The sequence below is a fragment of the Acidovorax sacchari genome (assembly GCF_042847045.1).
GTDB lineage: Bacteria > Pseudomonadota > Gammaproteobacteria > Burkholderiales > Burkholderiaceae_C > Paracidovorax > Paracidovorax sacchari.
In genome coordinates this window covers 4,878,447-4,895,571 of sequence record NZ_AP035783.1, presented here as the reverse complement: position 1 = coordinate 4,895,571, position 17,125 = coordinate 4,878,447, and the positions used below count along the sequence as shown (strand labels likewise).

At 70.7% G+C, this 17,125-nt stretch carries 15 protein-coding genes and 1 pseudogene; 7 read left to right on the top strand and 9 right to left on the bottom strand.

From position 1 onward, the window contains the following. Positions 1-17: 17 nt before the first annotated feature. Positions 18-1,013 carry a LacI family DNA-binding transcriptional regulator gene (locus tag ACGHC0_RS21660; protein WP_415266722.1) on the bottom strand — a complete coding sequence of 332 codons (996 nt, stop codon included), beginning with the start codon at positions 1,011-1,013 and terminating at the stop codon, positions 18-20. A gap of 300 nt (positions 1,014-1,313) precedes the next feature. Between ACGHC0_RS21660 and ptsP the strand changes: the two genes are divergently transcribed. From ptsP to ACGHC0_RS21645, 3 genes are read left to right on the top strand one after another with little or no spacing between them, the layout of a single operon-like run. Then, positions 1,314-3,905 carry a phosphoenolpyruvate--protein phosphotransferase gene (ptsP, locus tag ACGHC0_RS21655; RefSeq protein WP_415266721.1) on the top strand — a complete coding sequence of 864 codons (2,592 nt, stop codon included), beginning with the start codon at positions 1,314-1,316 and terminating at the stop codon, positions 3,903-3,905. Next, positions 3,898-4,893 (top strand): 1-phosphofructokinase family hexose kinase, encoded by a 996-nt coding sequence (locus ACGHC0_RS21650; protein WP_415266720.1) that lies wholly within the window; start codon positions 3,898-3,900, stop codon positions 4,891-4,893. The genes ptsP and ACGHC0_RS21650 overlap by 8 nt, the downstream gene beginning before the upstream one ends. A 21-nt stretch (positions 4,894-4,914) precedes the next feature. Next, positions 4,915-6,699 (top strand): fructose-specific PTS transporter subunit EIIC, encoded by a 1,785-nt coding sequence (locus ACGHC0_RS21645; RefSeq protein WP_415266719.1) that lies wholly within the window; start codon positions 4,915-4,917, stop codon positions 6,697-6,699. A gap of 24 nt (positions 6,700-6,723) precedes the next feature. On the opposite strand, the gene ACGHC0_RS21640 is transcribed toward ACGHC0_RS21645, so the two are convergent. The 3 genes and pseudogenes from ACGHC0_RS21640 to ACGHC0_RS21630 all read right to left on the bottom strand — a co-directional run bounded on the left by ACGHC0_RS21640 (position 6,724) and on the right by ACGHC0_RS21630 (position 9,086). Continuing rightward, positions 6,724-7,476, bottom strand: a complete 753-nt coding sequence (locus ACGHC0_RS21640) for a hypothetical protein (RefSeq protein WP_415266718.1) — start codon at positions 7,474-7,476, stop codon at positions 6,724-6,726. A gap of 558 nt (positions 7,477-8,034) precedes the next feature. Further along, positions 8,035-8,514 carry a hypothetical protein gene (locus ACGHC0_RS21635; RefSeq protein WP_415266717.1) on the bottom strand — a complete coding sequence of 160 codons (480 nt, stop codon included), beginning with the start codon at positions 8,512-8,514 and terminating at the stop codon, positions 8,035-8,037. Next, a pseudogene (locus ACGHC0_RS21630) lies at positions 8,508-9,086 on the bottom strand (N-acetylmuramoyl-L-alanine amidase). Before ACGHC0_RS21630 ends, ACGHC0_RS21635 begins: the two are co-directional and overlap by 7 nt. Positions 9,087-9,295: 209 nt before the next feature. Here ACGHC0_RS21630 and ACGHC0_RS21625 point away from each other — a divergent pair. Continuing rightward, positions 9,296-9,796 carry a DUF4189 domain-containing protein gene (locus ACGHC0_RS21625; protein WP_415266716.1) on the top strand — a complete coding sequence of 167 codons (501 nt, stop codon included), beginning with the start codon at positions 9,296-9,298 and terminating at the stop codon, positions 9,794-9,796. A 49-nt stretch (positions 9,797-9,845) separates the two neighbouring features. Beyond that, the gene (locus tag ACGHC0_RS21620) at positions 9,846-10,349 is read left to right on the top strand and encodes a DUF4189 domain-containing protein (protein ID WP_415266715.1); all 504 of its coding nucleotides are present in this window, start codon (positions 9,846-9,848) and stop codon (positions 10,347-10,349) included. 43 nt (positions 10,350-10,392) lie between these two features. Here the strand turns inward: ACGHC0_RS21620 and ACGHC0_RS21615 are convergent, their stop codons facing one another. Next, entirely contained in the window at positions 10,393-10,938 is a 546-nt protein-coding gene (locus tag ACGHC0_RS21615) for a flavin reductase family protein (protein WP_415266714.1), read from the bottom strand. 121 nt (positions 10,939-11,059) lie between these two features. After that, the gene (locus ACGHC0_RS21610) at positions 11,060-12,322 is read right to left on the bottom strand and encodes an acyl-CoA dehydrogenase family protein (protein ID WP_415266713.1); all 1,263 of its coding nucleotides are present in this window, start codon (positions 12,320-12,322) and stop codon (positions 11,060-11,062) included. Between the two features lie 269 nt (positions 12,323-12,591). Here ACGHC0_RS21610 and ACGHC0_RS21605 point away from each other — a divergent pair, with 269 nt between their 5' ends. After that, positions 12,592-13,032, top strand: coding sequence for a MarR family winged helix-turn-helix transcriptional regulator (locus tag ACGHC0_RS21605; RefSeq protein WP_368352884.1), 441 nt, complete (start codon positions 12,592-12,594; stop codon positions 13,030-13,032). 31 nt (positions 13,033-13,063) lie between these two features. Beyond that, on the top strand, positions 13,064-14,062 hold the full coding sequence (locus ACGHC0_RS21600) for a LysR family transcriptional regulator (RefSeq protein WP_368352883.1): 999 nt from the start codon (positions 13,064-13,066) through the stop codon (positions 14,060-14,062). Between the two features lie 49 nt (positions 14,063-14,111). Here ACGHC0_RS21600 and ACGHC0_RS21595 read toward each other — a convergent pair whose 3' ends face one another. From ACGHC0_RS21595 to ACGHC0_RS21585, 3 genes are read right to left on the bottom strand one after another with little or no spacing between them, the layout of a single operon-like run. After that, complete coding sequence (locus tag ACGHC0_RS21595) at positions 14,112-15,200, bottom strand: maleylacetate reductase (RefSeq protein ID WP_415266712.1); 1,089 nt, start codon at positions 15,198-15,200, stop codon at positions 14,112-14,114. A 2-nt stretch (positions 15,201-15,202) separates the two neighbouring features. Beyond that, complete coding sequence (locus ACGHC0_RS21590) at positions 15,203-16,084, bottom strand: intradiol ring-cleavage dioxygenase (RefSeq protein ID WP_415266711.1); 882 nt, start codon at positions 16,082-16,084, stop codon at positions 15,203-15,205. A 29-nt stretch (positions 16,085-16,113) separates the two neighbouring features. Further along, positions 16,114-17,097 (bottom strand): amidohydrolase family protein, encoded by a 984-nt coding sequence (locus tag ACGHC0_RS21585; RefSeq protein WP_415266710.1) that lies wholly within the window; start codon positions 17,095-17,097, stop codon positions 16,114-16,116. Between the last annotated feature and the right edge of the window lie 28 nt (positions 17,098-17,125).

Sequence of the window (17,125 nt, the reverse complement as noted above, 5' to 3'; positions counted from 1 at the left end):
GGCCCGCCGGGGCCTGTTCAGGCCCTGGGCCTGGCGCTGGAGCCCCGTACCACCAGCTCTCCCTCCAGCACCACGCGCCGCGCAGGCCGCGCCGGGTCCTGCATGCGCTGCAGCAGCAGTTCCGCCGCGGTGCGGCCGATGTCGTAGGTGGGCTGGGCGATGGTGGTCACGTCCAGCGCGGGCAGGGCGGTCCAGTCGTTGTTGTCGAAGCCGGCGATGCCGATGTCCTGCGGCGTGCGCAGGCCCGCGGCCTGCACGGCCTGCAGGGCGCCGAGCAGCAGCAGCCCGTTGGTGGCGAGCAGGGCGTCGGGGCGCTCGGCGGGCGGCGCGGCGAGACACTGCGCGGTGGCGCGCTCGCCCGCGTCGCGCGTGGGGTCGAGCCACAGCGGCCGTGGCGTGAGGCCGTGCGCCGCCAGGGCGTCGGCATAGCCCGCATGGCGCTGCTGGCCGGTGGTGCTGTGGATGCCGGCGAGCAGGGCGATGCGCCGCCAGCCCGATTGCAGCAGGTGTTCCGTGGCGCGGCGCGCCGCGCCGTGGTTGTCCAGCACCACGCGGTCCACGCGCGAGCTGTCCAGCGCGCGGTCCACGAGCACGAGTGGAAACGGCCAGTCCCCGGGCCGCAGGCGCTGCAGTCCTTCCATGGTGGGCGACAGGATCACGCCGCTGGCCTGCTCGTCGGCCATCAGCTCCAGGTACGACTGCTCCTTGGCGGGGTTCTCGTCGCTGTTGCAGAGGATGAGCCGCAGGCCGTTGCGGTAGGCCATGTCCTCCACGGCACGTCCCACATCGGTGAAGAAGGGGCTGCGGATGTCCGAGACGATCAGGCCCACGATCGAGGCGCGGCGCTGGCGCAGCCGGCGCGCCGCGAGGTTGGGCCGGTAGCCCAGGTCGGCGATGGCCTGCTCCACGCGCTCGCGCAGCGGGGAACGCACGGCGCCGGGCGTCGTGAGCACGCGCGAGACGGTGGTGGTGGAGACGCCGGCGCGCAGGGCGACGTCCTTGATGCTGGCCAATCCGGACTCCTGGGCAAGGCGGTTGGGATAACGGGGCAGGTACCGGGCACAGGGGCGCCAGTACAGGGTTCGTTGGATGGTAACGATTCCATGATTCATCTGGCAAGCGGTGCGGCAGCCGTTTTCCATCCCATGGTTGCCGGCGGCATCGATATGCACGCAGAAATGCTCGGGACCTCTAATTTGCTAGGTGTTTTCCCTGGTTTCCATGGCGACGGAGGTGCAGTGCGGGTTGCCCGGGCGCGAGCCACCGTTCCATAATCTAGTCTGGAATCGATACCAAATTCAGGAGACATGTCCATGTCCACCATTCCGGTCGAGGTCCGCCTCGGGGCGGCCCCGCACAACCGCGAGGATGCCGTGCGCGCCGCCGGCGCACTGCTGGCGCAGGCCGGCCACATCCAGCCCGCCTATGTCGACAGCCTGCTGCAGCGCGAGAAGGTCGCCAACACCTTCCTGGGCGAGGGGCTGGCCATTCCGCACGGCATGGTGGAAGACAAGCACCTCGTGCGCCGCACGGGGCTGGCCGTGCTGCAGGTGCCGGCCGGCGTGCGCTGGGGCGACGACGCCAAGCAGGCGAAGCTGGTGGTGGCGATCGCCGCAGCGTCCGACGAGCACATCCAGGTGCTGCGCCGGCTCACCCGCGTGATGCGCGACTCCACCCTGATGCAGCGCCTGGCCACCACGGGCGACGTGCAGGAGATCGTGCGGGCGCTCACGGCCGATGCGCCGGAGGGCGCTGCGGGTGCCGGCGCCCAGGGCGCGGCGCTGGAGGATTTCCCGCTCGGTCGCGAGCTCTCCCTCAACTACCCCAGCGGCTTGCATGCGCGGCCGGCCGGCGAATGGGCCCGCGTGGCCGGCCGCTTCCAGGCGCGGGTACACGTGCGCTGCGGCGATGCGGTGGCCGACGCCAAGAGCGTGGCCGCGCTGCTGGGCCTGGGTGCCGGGCGTGGCGCGCAGCTGCGCCTGTCCGCGCAGGGGCCGGATGCAGCCGCCGCGCTGTCCACGCTGGCCGCCACCATCGTGCGGCTCGGCGAGGAAGAGGCGCGGCAGGCCGAACTGTCGGCCGCGCGGCAGGCCCAGGCCCAGGGCCTGGGCCGTGAACTGGGCGACTGGCAGCCTGCGGCTCGGCACACCTTCACCGGCATCGCCGCCAGCCCCGGCCTGGTCGTGGGCACGCTGGTGCATGCGGATGCGGCGGCCCTGGACGTGGAGGACCGCTTCACCTCCGTGGCCGCCGAGGCCGCCGCGCTCGACAGCGCCTTCGCCGCCGCGCAGGCGCAGCTGGAACAACTGGCCGCCGGGGCGAAGGCCGCCGGCCGGGCGGAGCAGGCCGGCATCTTCGCGGCCCACCAGGGGCTGCTGCGCGATGCCGAACTGATGCAGGCCGTGAGCCGCACCGTGGTGCAGCGCCACGGCGCCGCCTGGGCCTGGCGCCACGCGGTGCACGAGCGCGTGGCCGCGCAGCGCGCGCTGCCGGACGCCACCCTGGCCGCCCGCGCGGCCGACCTGCAGGACGTGGGCGAGCGCGTGCTGCGCCACCTGCTGGGCCTGGGCGGCGAGGCGTCCGGGCCGGATGCGGCCGGGGCCGCCTGGCCCGACCATGCCATCCTGCTGGCCGACGATATTTCTCCCTCGATGGCCGCGCAGATCGACACCGAACGCGTGCGCGGCTTCTGCACCGCGCGCGGCGGCCCCACGGCGCACACGGCCATCCTGGCGCGCGCCCTGGGCCTGCCCGCCGTGGTGGCCGCCGGCCCGGGCGTGCTGCCCGCGCGCGACGGCACGGGCCCGGCACTGGGCGGCACGCCGGCCATCCTGGACGGCTACCGCGGCCGGCTGTACGTGGCGCCGAGCGAAACCGCTCTGGTGGAAGCGCGCGAGCGCATGGCGCGCCTGGCCCGGCGGCAGGAGGAGGAGGCCCGCACCCGCCGCGAGCCCGCCACCACCACCGACGGCCACACGGTGGAGATCGCCGCGAACGTGAACCGCGCCGACCAGGTCGCGAAGGCGCTGGAATCCGGCGCCGAAGGCGTGGGCCTGATGCGCACCGAATTCCTCTTCCTGGAGTGCGACACGGTGCCGGACGAGGAGGCGCAATACCAGGCGTACCGCGGCATGGTCGAGGCGCTGCAGGGCCGGCCGCTCGTGGTGCGCACGCTGGACATCGGCGGCGACAAGCGCGTGCCCCACCTGGACCTGCCCGTGGAGGAGAACCCCTTCCTCGGCGTGCGCGGCGCGCGGCTGGCGCTGCGGCGCGACGACCTGCTGGTGCCCCAGTTGCGCGCGCTCTACCGCGCTGCGCAGCACGGCCCGCTGCAGGTGATGTTCCCGATGATCAGTACCGTGGAAGAGGTGCGCGAGTTGCGCGCGCGCATGGAAGCCGTGCGCGCCGAGCTGCAGGCGCCCGCGGTACCGGTGGGCATCATGATCGAGGTGCCTTCGGCCGCGCTGACCGCCGACCGCCTGGCCGCCCACGTGGATTTCTTCTCGATCGGCACCAACGATCTCACCCAGTACGCGCTGGCGGTGGACCGGCAGCATCCGGAACTGGCCGGCATGGCCGACAGCCTGCATCCCGCGGTGCTGCGCCTCGTGGAGCGCACGGTGGCCGGCGCGGCGCGGCACGGCCGCTGGGTGGGCGTGTGCGGCGGCCTGGCGGGCGAGCCGCTGGGCGCGGCGCTGCTCGTGGGCCTGGGCGTGCAGGAGCTGAGCATGAGCGCGGGCGACATCGGCACCGTCAAGGCGCTGCTGCGGCGCCATTCCCTGGCCGAGCTGCAGGCGCTGGCGCGCAGCGCGCTCGACGTGGACACGGCCGACGAAGTGCGCGCCCTGGGCGCCGCGCTGCGCCCGGCCCCGCAGGCGCCCGGGCAGGAGGCCGACCATGGCTGATCACGCGACGCCCCGGGTCTTCACGGTCACCCTCAACCCGGCCATCGACCACACGGTGCGCGTGCAGTCGCTCGTGCCCGGCAGCGTGCACCGCGCGCTGGGCCAGCAGGTGGAAGCCGGCGGCAAGGGCGTGGGTGTCGCGGCCGTGCTCGCGGCGCTGGGCGTGCCGGTGACGGCCACCGGCTGGCTGGGCGCGGACAACGACGCGGTGTTCGCGGCCGCCTTCGCCGCGCGCGGCATCGCGGACGGCATGCTGCGCCTGCCGGGATCCACCCGCACCAACATCAAGATCGCCGATGCCGCGCGCGGCGACTCCACCGACATCAACCTGCCGGGCCTGGCCATGGAGCCCGCGGCCCTCGCGCGCGCCGAGGCTGACCTGACCGCCGCGCTGTGCGCCGAGGTGCGGCCCGGCGACTGGTGCGAACTGGCCGGCAGCCTGCCGCCCGGCGCGGATGCCGCCGTGTGGGAGCGCATCGCCCGCGCCGTGGCGGCGCGCGGGGCGCGCATCGCCATCGACACGGGCGGCGCGGTGCTGCGGCAACTGCTGCAGGCGCTGGCCGATCCGGCGCGCGGCGCCGTGGTGCCCGTCGATTTCATCAAGCCCAACCGGGCGGAGCTGGAAGAACTGGCCGGCCGCGAACTGCCCACGCCCGCCGATGTGGCGCAGGCCGCGCGCGTGCTGTGCCGCGCGCACGGTGTGCGGCAGCTGGCCGTGTCCCTGGGCGGCGACGGCGCGGTGATCGCCACGGCCGAAGGCTGCTGGCAGGCCGCGGCCGCCCGCGTGCCCGTCGCCACCACGGTGGGCGCGGGCGACGCACTGGTGGCGGGCACGCTCGCCGCCCTGTCGCAGGGCCGGGCCATGCCCGCCGCCGCGATCTTCGGCATGGCCTGCGCGGCCGCGCGCATCCAGCGCATCGCGCCGGGACTGCCCCCGCGCGCCGAGGTGGATGCCCTGGCCGCATCCATCCAGGCCACGCCGCTCTAAAGCAATCAGGAGACACACACCATGGCCCAACTCATCGCCATCGCCGCGAGCCAGGCCGGCCCGGCGCACAGCTTCATGGTGGCCGAGGCGCTGCGCGCCGCGGCCGAATCGCTCGGCCACCGCATCGCCGTGAGCGTGCACAGCAGCCTGGGCACCCAGGGCGGCTTCAGCGACGGCGAACTGGCGGGCGCCGCGGCGGCCATCATCGCCGCCGACATGCCCGTGGACCGCCAGGACCTGCTGGGCACGGCCGCGGCCCTCGTGCACGAAGCCGCCCCGCAGGAGGTGCTGGCCGATGCGGAACGCGTGGTGCGCGCCGCGCTGGCCCGCGCGGGCGGTGCGCCCGTGCAGGCCGCTGCTCCCGCAGTGGCTTCACCCGCAGCGGCCGCGCCCCAGGACGGCCCCCTGCGCATCGTCGCCATCACGTCCTGCCCCACGGGCGTGGCCCACACCTTCATGGCCGCCGAGGCGCTGGAGCAGGGCGCGCGTGCGCTGGGCCACACCATCAAGGTGGAGACGCAGGGCTCGGTGGGCGCACAGAACGCGCTCACCGCGGGCGAGATCGCCGGGGCCGACCTCGTGGTGATCGCGGCGGACACGCAGGTGAACCGCGACCGCTTCGCCGGCAAGCGCCTCTACGCCACCTCCACCAAGGCCGCCATCCACGATGCGGCGGCGGTCTTCGCCCAGGCGCGGGCACAGGCCCAGGCGTGGGGCGCTTCCGCATCGCCCGCCCCTGCGGCCGGCGGCACGGCGGCGGCCCCGGCAACGGCTGGCAAGCGTGAATCCTCCGGCGCCTACAAGCACCTGATGACGGGCGTCTCCTTCATGCTGCCCTTCGTGGTGGCGGGCGGCCTGCTGATCGCGCTGGCCTTCGCGCTGGGCGGCATCTACGTCTATGACGACGCCCACAAGGGCACGCTCGGCTGGGTGCTGTTCCAGGTCGGGGCCAAGGCGGGCTTCGCGCTCATGCTGCCCGCGCTGGCGGGCTACATCGCCTACTCCATCGCCGACCGGCCCGGCATCGCGCCCGGCATGATCGGCGGCATGCTGGCCGGCACCGTGGGCGCGGGCTTCCTGGGCGCCATCGCGGCAGGCTTCATCGCCGGCTATGCGGTGCACTGGCTGAACCGCTTCATCCGCCTGCCGCGCGGGCTGGACGGGCTCAAGCCCGTGCTGATCCTGCCGCTGCTGGGCGCGGCCATCGTCGGCGTGCTGATGATGATGGTGATCGGCGCACCCATGGCCGCCGTGATGGGCGCGCTGACGGACTGGCTCAAGGGCCTGCAGACCGGCAGCGCCGTGCTGCTGGGCGTGATCCTCGGCGCCATGATGGCCTTCGACATGGGCGGGCCGGTGAACAAGGCGGCCTACGTCTTCTCCACCACCCTGATCGCCAGCGGCGTGGCCAACCCCATGGCCGCCGCCATGGCCGCCGGCATGACGCCGCCGCTGGGCATCGCCCTGGCCTGCTGGCTGTTCAAGAGCCGCTTCACCGCCGAAGAGCGCGAAGCCTCCAAGGCCTCCGCCGTGCTGGGCCTGGCCTTCATCACCGAAGGCGCCATTCCCTTCGTGGCGCGCGACCCGCTGCGCGTGATCCCGGCCTGCGTGCTGGGCTCCGCGGTGGCCGGCGGCCTCTCGATGGCCTGGAACATCGGCCTGCAGGCGCCGCACGGCGGCGTGTTCGTGCTGGCCATTCCCAACGCGGTGAACCATGTCGTGCCGTACGCGGCCGCGATCCTGGCCGGCACCGTGGTGACGGCCCTGGCGCTGGGCGTGCTCAAGCGGAAGGCCAATGCAGGCTAGTGTTCCATGGCCGCATCGGCTTTCTCACGGAACCACGGGAGCAGAACGGTGCAGTGCGTCTAGCTGGTATGCGGTGGCGACGACGGACTCCACCGCATGTTGGTGTTCGTCAGTGCCTGGCTCCATGCCATAGGTATCCTGGATCACCCTGGACGCCGTTGCTCTCTGCTCCCCCGTATGCATGTTCGATAACGCGGCGCGTGCCCTGTCGGCGAACTCTCCGGACACCACTTGCGGTTCCACGAATTGTTCCCACTGCACGGGGTCGCGCAGAATCCTGTTCAGCTTCTTTTCGGTAAAGGGGTCGTTGTCAGGGTGAACCAGCGGAACCAGCCCTTCGAGGCGGCTTTTCATCCGTCCGGCATCGTCCTTGTCGAACGCCCATACCTGCTCTTCGATCGGGGTCCGGCTCCACGCGCTGTCCTGCAGCCGAACGGCAGGGCCATTGCCCCATGCTTCCATGACGATGGTCGATTTTCCGTGGCGGCCGTCCGACTGGCGCCGCAATTCGTTCCAGGTGTGCCCGGTCCGGGTCGGGACGGCATATCCCGCGTTCGTTATCTCGTGCAAGTGGACGGTGCCTCCAACGGTTTCGCTGCGCTCGTTCGGCGCCATGTGCGGCGCATGGACGATGCCGACGAGAGGTGCGATCTGATCGCAGACTGCAGCGCCCATGGCTACCGCCGTCGCGATCATGCTGGTGGCGTCCGCTGCCATCTTCGCCACCGAAGAACCGATCTGGTTTTGTCCACCTGATGGCGCGTTGTCTGCCTGCACATTACCTCGGCCGTGCTTCAACAGCGCACGCACGTCATGTACGGTTTGCCCTGCGGCAGCCAGCCGTCTCGGGCTCGTGACCTCATCGCCAACGGCATACGCGGCCAGATGGTACGCCGCCTGCTGGATCTCGTGCGGCTCCAGGGGGTGGTTCCCTCCGTACCGCAGATGGGCGGGATGCGTTCCCAGGTAGACACGGGGTGGTGGCGCGTAGGCGGGGCTGTTGCCGCCTCTGGAACTGAGCCCTTCGGACCTTGATGCGTGGCTTAGAGAGGTTCGGGCCGGCGATGAATGGGCGGGAGAGCCGGTAGCGCTAGCCTGATAGCGCCGGGTATTGCTGGGGGGCTTGATGCAATTTCCCATGGAACTTCCTTGAGTGCCTGTGGGCGGCCTGCTGTGGATGCACATCCACGCTGGTCGCCGGTACAGGTAATGGCAAATCCATGTTGTATGGCAGCGCCCATGCACACGTTCGCTGGGTTGCGAACTTCTCCGTAGCGCAGCGAAGAGGTGCGGCTGCAGGCTAAGACGGCATCTCCGGACCTTGACGGCACATTCCTACCGGCGGTTGCGCCGCACCGGTGTTTCCAACAGGCGGTAGCTCCCGCCCGGCTCCACGCGCACGCTGAAGGTGCGCAGCCGGTCGTCCTCGTCGTGCTCGTAGCGGGCCTTCACCGTGATCTCGATGGCCGCGCCGCGCGCTCGGCACTGCACGGATTCGAAGCGGTACTGGCTGTGGTCGTCGTTCAGTTCGGGAAAGGCGACGGTCTTCGTGATGCGCGACGGGTCGCCCTGCAGCGGGTCGCTCACCCACTGCACGTAGAGCTCGCTGCCGGCGCCCTCGTTCACGTTCGCCTCCACCACGCGGTAGGTGCCCTGCCGGGACGCTTCCGCCCACTGGCCGCAGGGCAGCACCTGGCGCACGGAGGCGGGCAGGGCTTCCACCTGCGCGCGCATCCAGGATTCGGCCGCCCGGGTGGCGGCCGGCAATGCCGCGAAGCAGGCGAGTGCGAGAAGGGTTGCGTGTCGTTTCACCATTGTGCTGTACTCGCTTCGGTTGCGTTCTTCCAGGACACCTGGGGATGCCGGTAGATCTCGCGCGTGGAGATGCCCAGCGTGGATGTGAGCTGGGCTGCCAGCCACGTCAGCTAGACCTGCTGCGCGCCCGTCACGGCTTCGAAGTTCTGGCCCTGCACCCCCGAGACGATCTCGATGCCGATGGAGTCGCTGTTGTCCGGGTATCGCCTGGGGAAGGGCTTGTGCTTTTCCACCGTGCCGATCTGGCGGCCCACGGTCTTGCCCTTGAGCGCGGCGACCTCGGCCGGCGTGCACTTGTGCTCTTCCATGCAGCGTGACTTGATGAAACCCACGTGGTGGGTCTTCTGGTAGATGGAGGCCGTCTGGTAGATCGTGCCGTCCTTGTCGATGAGGAAGTGCGCGCCGTTGGGGTTGGCCGTCTTGTAGCTGTTGAATGACGACTGCGCCGTGGAAGCCCCCGTCTGGTGGACGATGATGCCGTTGATCACCTTCATCTCCCCGCGCTGGATGGCCCCGTGGATTGCCAGCCGCACACGCGGATGCTGTACTTTTCCGGTTTTGTCGATGTCCATGCCTTGCCTGTTCCTCCTTTGGTGTGAACGGGCCATGCTATCGGCGAGGTTCGATGTGTAAACACCTGTTTCCTGGCGTTGCATAACCTTGCCGCTCGATACATCGAGGGGCCTGGTTCGGGGCGCCAATCGCCGTGTCCTGGAGGCGGAGCGGTTACGCTTGCAGCATGCTTTGGAACCGTTCCCTCCAGCCTTGCATGGGAGTCGCCATGAAATTGCCCGTGTCCCTCGGCCTCTTCGCCGCCTCCTGCCTGTTCTCCTTCGCTGCCTTCGCCCAGACCGCATGCCCCTCGGGCGTGGTGGCCGGCAGCGCGCTTTGCGGGCCGAGCGGCGGTGGAGAGGAGGCGCCTCCGCGGCCGACGGGCAAGTGGATCAAGACCTGGGGGGCGATCGCGCGCTCTTCGTCCTCCGGGGACGTCGGCAGCAGCACTGGCAAATTCACGGAAGAGGAAGCACGCGAAGGCGCTGTGAAGGTCTGCGCCAATCTGGGCAATTCGGATTGCACGGCCGTGTTCACCTATTACAACCAGTGCGTAGCCGTGGTGGACAGTCAGAAGCTTGCGTCCGGGCGTGTCTTGCGCAGGATCACATCTGCCGGGAGCATCGCCTCGGCCCAGGACCTCGCGCTGGAGCAATGCCGTAAGGCCGGTGGAACCGAGTGCAAGGTGATAGGAACGGATTGCACGAAGCCGTACTTCCACAAGTATTGAGACTGGCGCGAGCCACGGACACCGTCGAACCACACATCCAGGTACCGCCATGAAACATCCCTTTTCGAGCGGTCTGCTGGCCGCCGCCTCCTGCCTGTTCTCCTTCGCGGCCTTCGCCCAGACCGCATGCCCCTCGGGCGTGGCGGCCGGCAGCGCGCTTTGCGGCCCGAGCGGTGGCGGCGAGGAGGCGCCCCCGCGGCCTACAGGCGAGTGGATCAAGACCTGGGGCGCCATCGCGACCTCCTCGTCCAGCGGGGACATCGGCAGCAGCACCGGAAAATTCTCGGAGGAGGAGGCCCGCCAGGGCGCCATGCAGCTCTGCTCCAAGCTCGGCAACTCGGATTGCGTCGTCTCGCACACCTATCGCAACCAGTGCGTCGCGGTGGTCGATAGCTCGAAATCCACTTCCGGGCGCGCGATCGGCAAGATCATCAGTGCAGTGAGCATCCCCGCGGCGCAGGAGCGGGCGCTGGAGGATTGCCGCAAGGCCGGTGGCACCGAGTGCAAGGTGCGCGGGACGGACTGCTCGAAACCCTACTTCCACAAGTATTGATCCAGCGGGACCGGGGGGCGAGGCCGGCCCGCGGGATACCGGCTCACGCCGGCTGCGCCAGCGTCCCCGCCAGTTCCCACAGCGACCCCATCTGCCCCGAATGGAACAGCAGCGGCGGCGCGTCGCTGCGCGTGAACCGCTCGATGCGCCCGAGCAGCACGGTGTGGTCGCCCTCCTGGTGGCGCGAGTAGGTGCTGCATTCGAAGGTTGCCACGCTCTCGCGCAGGCGGGGGCAACCGTTGCCGGCGGTGTCGAAGCCGGCCTCGAAGCGCTCGAACTTGTCCGGCGCCGGCCTGGCGAAGTGCCAGGCGAGTTCGCGCTGCGAGGCGGCCAGCACGCCGAGGTTGAAGGACCGCGCCGTCAGGAAGGCGTCGGCGCTGCGCGCGTCGTCGCGGATGCTCCAGAGCAGCAGGGGCGGGTCGAGCGAGACGGACGCGAAGGAGTTGATGGTCATGCCTTCGCGCTTGCCGTCGGGCGTGGCGGTGGTGACCAGGCACACGCCGGTGGGAAAGGCGCCGAGCGCCTGCCGCAGCGCGCGCGCATCGACCGTGTCGGCCGCGTCGCCGGTGATGAGGGCCCAGGAATACATCGCGTAGCTCCGTTCTCGTGTTTTTGCAGCGAAGCGGTTCTGGCGAGGCGCCGCATCGCAGGCAGTAGCAGCGCTACGACAAGATGCGGCAACGACGGCAGAAAGGTTTTGTGAGTCGCGTTCAGTACTGGCCCTTGGGCTCCAGGCCCAGCAGGTACTGCCCGACCATGGAGGACACGGCGTCCCAGTTCAGGCTGATGTGGCGGGAGATCGCGTTCGCGTCGCGCCACATGCGCTGGATGGGCTGGTCCAGCGCCAGGCCCGCGCCGCCCACGCTGGCGAACACGGCCTCCACGGCGTCGCGCGAAAGGCGCGCGGCGAAGGCGTGGTCGCGCCGGTTGCGTATGCGCCGGGCGACGTCGATGGCCTGGCCGTCCATGGCCATCTGTTCGACCTGCGCGGTGTCGCGGTAGATCAGCAGGCGGGCGGCATCCACGCTGGCGGAGGCTTCGGCCAGCCGCGACTGCACGGGGAAGAATTCGCTCAGCCGGTTCCCGCCGCCCGAGACCGCGCCGCGCGTCACGCGCACGCCGGCCAGCTCGATCAGCGCGTCCACCGCGCCCTGGGCGGTGCCCAGGATGGGGGAGGTCAGGCACACCGGCACGGCCGACAGGAACGGGATGCGGTAGATCGGGTTGGTGTTGGCGCGTGCGCCGGGCGGCTGGTTGGACGAGGCTTCCGCGAAGGTCAGTTTGCGGTGCCCGGGAATGAAGAGCGGCTGGTCGATGGCGATGGCCTTGGAGCCTGTGCCCGCCTGGCCGGCGACGTGCCAGTTGTCCTCGATCCGCCAGTCGGCGCGCGGCGCGAGCAGGAAGCCGGCGGACGGTGGTGCGCCCTGGTCTTCGGGCGGAAACTGCACGCCCAGCAGGGCCCATTGCGAGTTGTCCACATTGGAGGCGAACAGCCATCGGCCCTGCACGAGGTAGCCGCCATCGACCTTCTGCGCCATCGTGGCCGGCGCGTACGAGCCGCACACGATGGCCGACGGGTCGTCGCGCCACACGTCGTCCTGCGCCTGCTCGGGGAAGGTGCCCACCAGCCACTGGTGGATGGCGCCCAGCGAGCATCCCCAGGCCGACGAGGTGCAGCCGCGCGCCAGTTCGCTGACCACGTCGATGAAGGCCGTGAAGCCGTATTCGTAGCCGCCATAGCGCGCCGGCTGCATGAGCTTGAAGAAGCCCGCGTCGCGGAAGGCGCGGGTCGTCTCTTCGGAAACGCGGCGGTCCCGCTCCGTCTGCTCGGCCCGTGCGCGCAGCACGGGGACCAGATCGCTTGCGGATGCAACGATCGAATCCAGGGAAGGTGCACCCGCCACGGGCGAGTGGCGGCCGGGGGCGGGAAGGTCCACGTGGTCGAGCGCGGCGAAGGGATGGGCGGTGGGCATGGTGTCTCCGGATGGAATGGTTGAGCCGTCTTCTGTGAAGCCATTGGAGAGCTTTTTATTTGCATTTGCAAGTAAATAACGCTCGGGGTTTTCACGCATGCCTACGGGGCTTACACGGATGTCCCACGGTTCCGGCACCGGTAAGATGGGCCATGTCCACCCGAAAAAAGATCCCGGCGACCGCGAAAACTGCGGCCTCCAAGGCACCCAGGCGCGCAGTTGCAGCGCCTGCCGCTGCCGCAGAATCCATTGCAAATGCAGGCAAAGAGGTGCGGCTCGACCTCGAGCGCGCCATTCCGTATCTGCTGGCGCGTGCGGGCTCGCGCATGGGCCAGTCGTTCAGCCGGGAGCTGCGGCAGTTCGAGCTGTCGCTCACGGACTGGCGTGTGTGCGTGGCGCTGCACCACCAGCCCCACCAGCGGCTTTCCGACCTGGCGCTGCACACCTCGACGGAGCCTTCCACGCTGTCGCGCGTCGTCGACGGGCTGCTGCAGCGCGGCCTCGTGGTGCGCGACCGCTCGGGCGAGGACGCCCGCGCGCTGGCGTTGAGCCTGACCCCGGCGGGGCACGACCTGACGCTGCGCATCATTCCGCTGGCACAGCTGTACGAGCGGGTGTCCCTGGGGGGGCTGACCCACGCGCAGGCCGAGTCGCTGCGCGACATGCTGCGACTGCTCTACGACAACCTCGCCGCGCTGGACCGGGAGTGAGCGACATGCCCGAGGGCAAGGAGGCGGTGCGGTGAACATCCACTCGATCGACCTGAACCTGTTCCTGGTCTTCCAGGCCATCTTCGCGACCCGCAGCGTCACGCTGGCGGGCGAGCGGCTGGGCATGACGCAGTCGGCGGTGAGCAATGCACTCAAGCGCATGCGAGAGCGCTTCAACGACGTACTGTTCGTGCGCTCGGCGGAGGGCATGGTGCCCACGCCGCTGGCCGAACGGCTGATCGGCCCGGTGGAGGAAGGGCTCGCGGCGTTTTCCCAGGCGGTGGACCAGGGGCGCACGTTCGAGGCGGGTAGCTCCGGGCGCCTGTTCCGCATCGCGGTCAATGACATCGGGCAGCTGGTGATGGTGCCCCGGCTGCTGTCGCTGGCCCGGGGCCTGGCGCCGGGCATCCGTTTCGAGACCGTGGACGTGCCCCGCGCCGAGGCCCGCCAGCGGATGCTGCACGGCCAGATCGATGTCGCGCTGGGCAGCTGGGAGCCCATGGGGCCGTCGTTCTACCAGCAGCGCCTGTTCGACGAGACATTCGTGGTGCTCGTGGCCCGCGCGTCGCCGCTGGGCACGCGCGACGCCATCACGCTGGACGACTACCTCGCGGCCGAGCACATCGCCTACCGGCCGCGCGGCACCACCGACCACCAGCTGCAGCAGGCCCTGGAGCGCGTGGGCGCGCTCGACCGCCGGCGCGTGGTGCTCACTGCCGCCCATTCGCTGGGCCTGTCGTCCATCGTCGCCACCACCGGGCTGGTGCTGACCGCGCCCCAGCGCCTCGCGCAGGCCATGGTGGCTTCACGCTCGGACCTGCATATCCTGAACGCGCCGTTCGACGTGGCACCCTTCGAGATCAGCCAGCAGTGGCACGAGCGCTTCCACCAGGACAGCGGCAACCGCTGGCTGCGCGAGTTGATGTTCGGCCTGTTCCACGAGAAGTCGCGGCGCGCGCCGGACGCCGCAGCGGATGCGGCCAGTGCGGTCAGTGCGGGAGCGGACGTGCCCGCCGGCCCGCCGGGCTGATGCCGCCGCCCATTCCACGCGTCCTGCCTGCGGAGCGGATCGCCCGCCGTCAGGCGGCGTTCGGCGTGGCCAGGGGCGCCCGGCCGTGGAAAGCGGCCTCCAGCAGCTGCCGCAATGCGGCCTGCTCCAGCGGCCGCGGATTCGGGTAGGGCTGCGACGCGGCCAGTTCCGCCGCGCGGTCCAGCCCCGATTCGGGCATGCCGATCTCCTGCAGCGACAGCGGCGCGCCGTGCTCCGCGGCGAGCCGGTGCAGGCCCAGGGGCGCGTCGTCCGCGCCCAGCGCACGCGCGATGCGCTCCATGGCCTGCGGGGCGGCGGCCGTGTTGTAGCGCATCGCATGGGGCAGGATGACGGAGTGCACCTCGGCATGCGGCAGACCGAAGCTGCCGCCCAGGGTGTGGCAGAGCTTGTGGTGCAGCCCCATGGAGACGGCCCCCAGCACGGTGCCGCAGAGCCAGGCGCCGTACAGGGCCTGGCTGCGCGCCGGCAGGTCCTGCGGGTCGGCGTGCAGCGGCTGCAGCGCGCCGGCGCAGGCGCGGATGCCTTCCTCGGCCATCAGGGCCGTGACCGGGTTGCCGTCGTGGGCATACAGGCCCTCGCAGGCATGGGCGATGGCGTTGAGCGTGCTGGACACCGTGAGCGGCAGGGGCAGGGTGAGCGAGAGCGTGGGGTCATAGACCACCGTGCGTGGCAGCACGCGGGCATCGCGTCCGGTCTTTTTCAGGCCGGCCTCGGTGATGCCGTAGATCGGCGTCGCCTCGCTGCCGGCGTAGGTGGTGGGCACCGCGACAATCGGCAGGCCACTCTCCAGGGCGATGGCCTTGCCCAGGCCGATGGTCGATCCACCGCCCACGGCGAGGGCGCAGTCGGCGTCCAGCGCCGCCGCTGCGGCCCGGGCCCGGCGGGCCACCTCGATGGGCACGTGCATCTCGGCGCCGTCGAAGATACCGGCCACCCGGCCGGGCAGGCGCTGCGCGACGGCCTCGGCCTGCCCGCGCTGGTTCGGCGTGCACATCACCAGGGCGCGCCGCACGCCCAGGCGGTCCAGTTCCCCGGGCAGGCGCTCGAGGCTGCCCGCGCCGAAGACGATCCGCGACGGGCTCGCGGCGTAGGAGAACGACAGGGGGTCCATGGCCATCCTCACGGTGCCTGCGGGGCGGGGGCCGCGGGGTTCAGCACGAAGTCGTAGTCCAGCGTGTGGAAGGGCGTGTCCATGCGGGTGCCGTCGGGGGCCGTGCCGGGGCCGTGGGGCTTCCAGTCGGCCACCAGGGACGAGCGCACGCCGAACACCGCGTCCGAATCCAGGTACTCGCCGCCCGAGCGGAACACGTGGGTGACCAGCGTCTCGTAGCCCGGCGCCTGGATCATGAAGTGCAGGTGCGCGGGCCGCCAGGGATGCCGCCCCGTGCGCTCCAGCAGCCGGCCCACGGGTCCGTCGTGCGGGATGGGGTAGGGCACCGCGAGGATGGAGCGGAAGCGGTAGCGCCCGTCCGGCTCGCTCGCCAGGCGGGCCCGGCCTTCGGCGTGGTCCAGGCCGGGGCGCTGCACGTCGTAGGTGCCGTCCTCGTCCGATTGCCATACGTCGATCGTGGCGCCGGCCACCGGCTCGCCGCCGATGCCGCGCACCGTGCCGCTCACGAAGCAGGGCTGCCCGTGCGCACCGTTGGCGATGTCGTCGCCGTTGCGGACGACGGGTGCATCGGCCACGTAGAACGGGCCGAAGACGGTGGCTTCCGTGCAGCCCGCGGGGCGGCGGTTGTTCTGCGCCGTGACGAGGGTGGACAGGCCCAGCACGTCCGAGAGCAGGATGAATTCCTGCCGCCGGTCGTCGGTGACGTGCCCCACGCGCGTGAGAAAGTCGATGCCCTGCGCCCATTCGGCCTCGGTCAGCTCCACCTCCCGCGCGAAGTCGTGCAGGTGCCGCACCAGGCTGTCCAGCACGCGGCGCAGCCGCGCGTCCTGCGTGCCGGCCTGTGCCTTCAGCACGGCCTGGGTGATGGTCCATTCGTCGATGTCGATCATGGAGAGCCTTTCTCGCTGTGCGTCGTGTCTCAACCCTGCGGCAGCTTGAAGAGCGACAGGGCGTTGGTGCGGCCGATTTTCAGTCGGTCGGCCTCGCTGATGGCCGCGCCGTCGAACCAGTGCGCGGCGTGGTCCACGTTCTCGAAGGGCCAGTCGGTGGAGAACAGGATGCGGTCCGCGCCCACTTCGAGCAAGGCGTCGATCAGCGTCTGCGTGCGGAAGTTGCCCGAGGTGGTCAGGTAGAAATTCTCGTGGAAGTAGTCGCACAGTTTGCGCTTCGCGGGGTAGCCCTTGGGCATGTCCACCCAGGCGTTGCGGTGGTCCACGCGCCACATGTTGTAGGGCAGGCCTTCGCCGAGGTGGCCGAGGATGATCTTCAGCCCCGGGTGCCGGTCGAACAGGCCGCTGGCCATGAGGCGCAGCGCATGCACGGCGGTTTCCTGCGCGAAGGCCCAGGTGGGGCCCATCAGCCAGGGATGGCCCTGGTAGATCTGCGCCCAGCTGGCGATGGGGTTGCGCGGGTGCAGGTAGAAGGGCGCGTCCAGCCGTTCCACGGCCGCCCAGAAATCGCCGTATTGCGGTGCGTCGTAATAGACCACGTTCTCGGGCGTGCCGACCTGCGAGAACCCGTTGACCAGCGCGCCGCGGAAGCCCAGGTCCTGCATGCAGCGCTCCAGCTCGCGCGTGGCGAGGTCGGGATCCTGCATCGGCAGCGCCGCGAAGGCCTGGAAGCGGTCCGGCCGGCGGACCACCTGCTCGGCCAGGAAGTCGTTGGCGCGCACGGCGATCTCCACGGCCTTGCGCGGGTCGGGAATCGCCTGCACGGCGGGCGCGTTGAGCGACAGGATCATCATCTCCATGCCGTTGGCGTCCATCTCGCGCAGCCGCCGTTCATGGATGTCCAGCAGGCGCAGGCTCAGTTCCTTCCAGTAGTCGCCGGGCACGAAGCCGGCCGAATCCTGCAGCGTCTCCGGAATGGCGAAATGTTCCTCGAGGCCGATCTTTCCCTGCATGGGTGTCTCCTTTGCCGCGCCTCGCGGG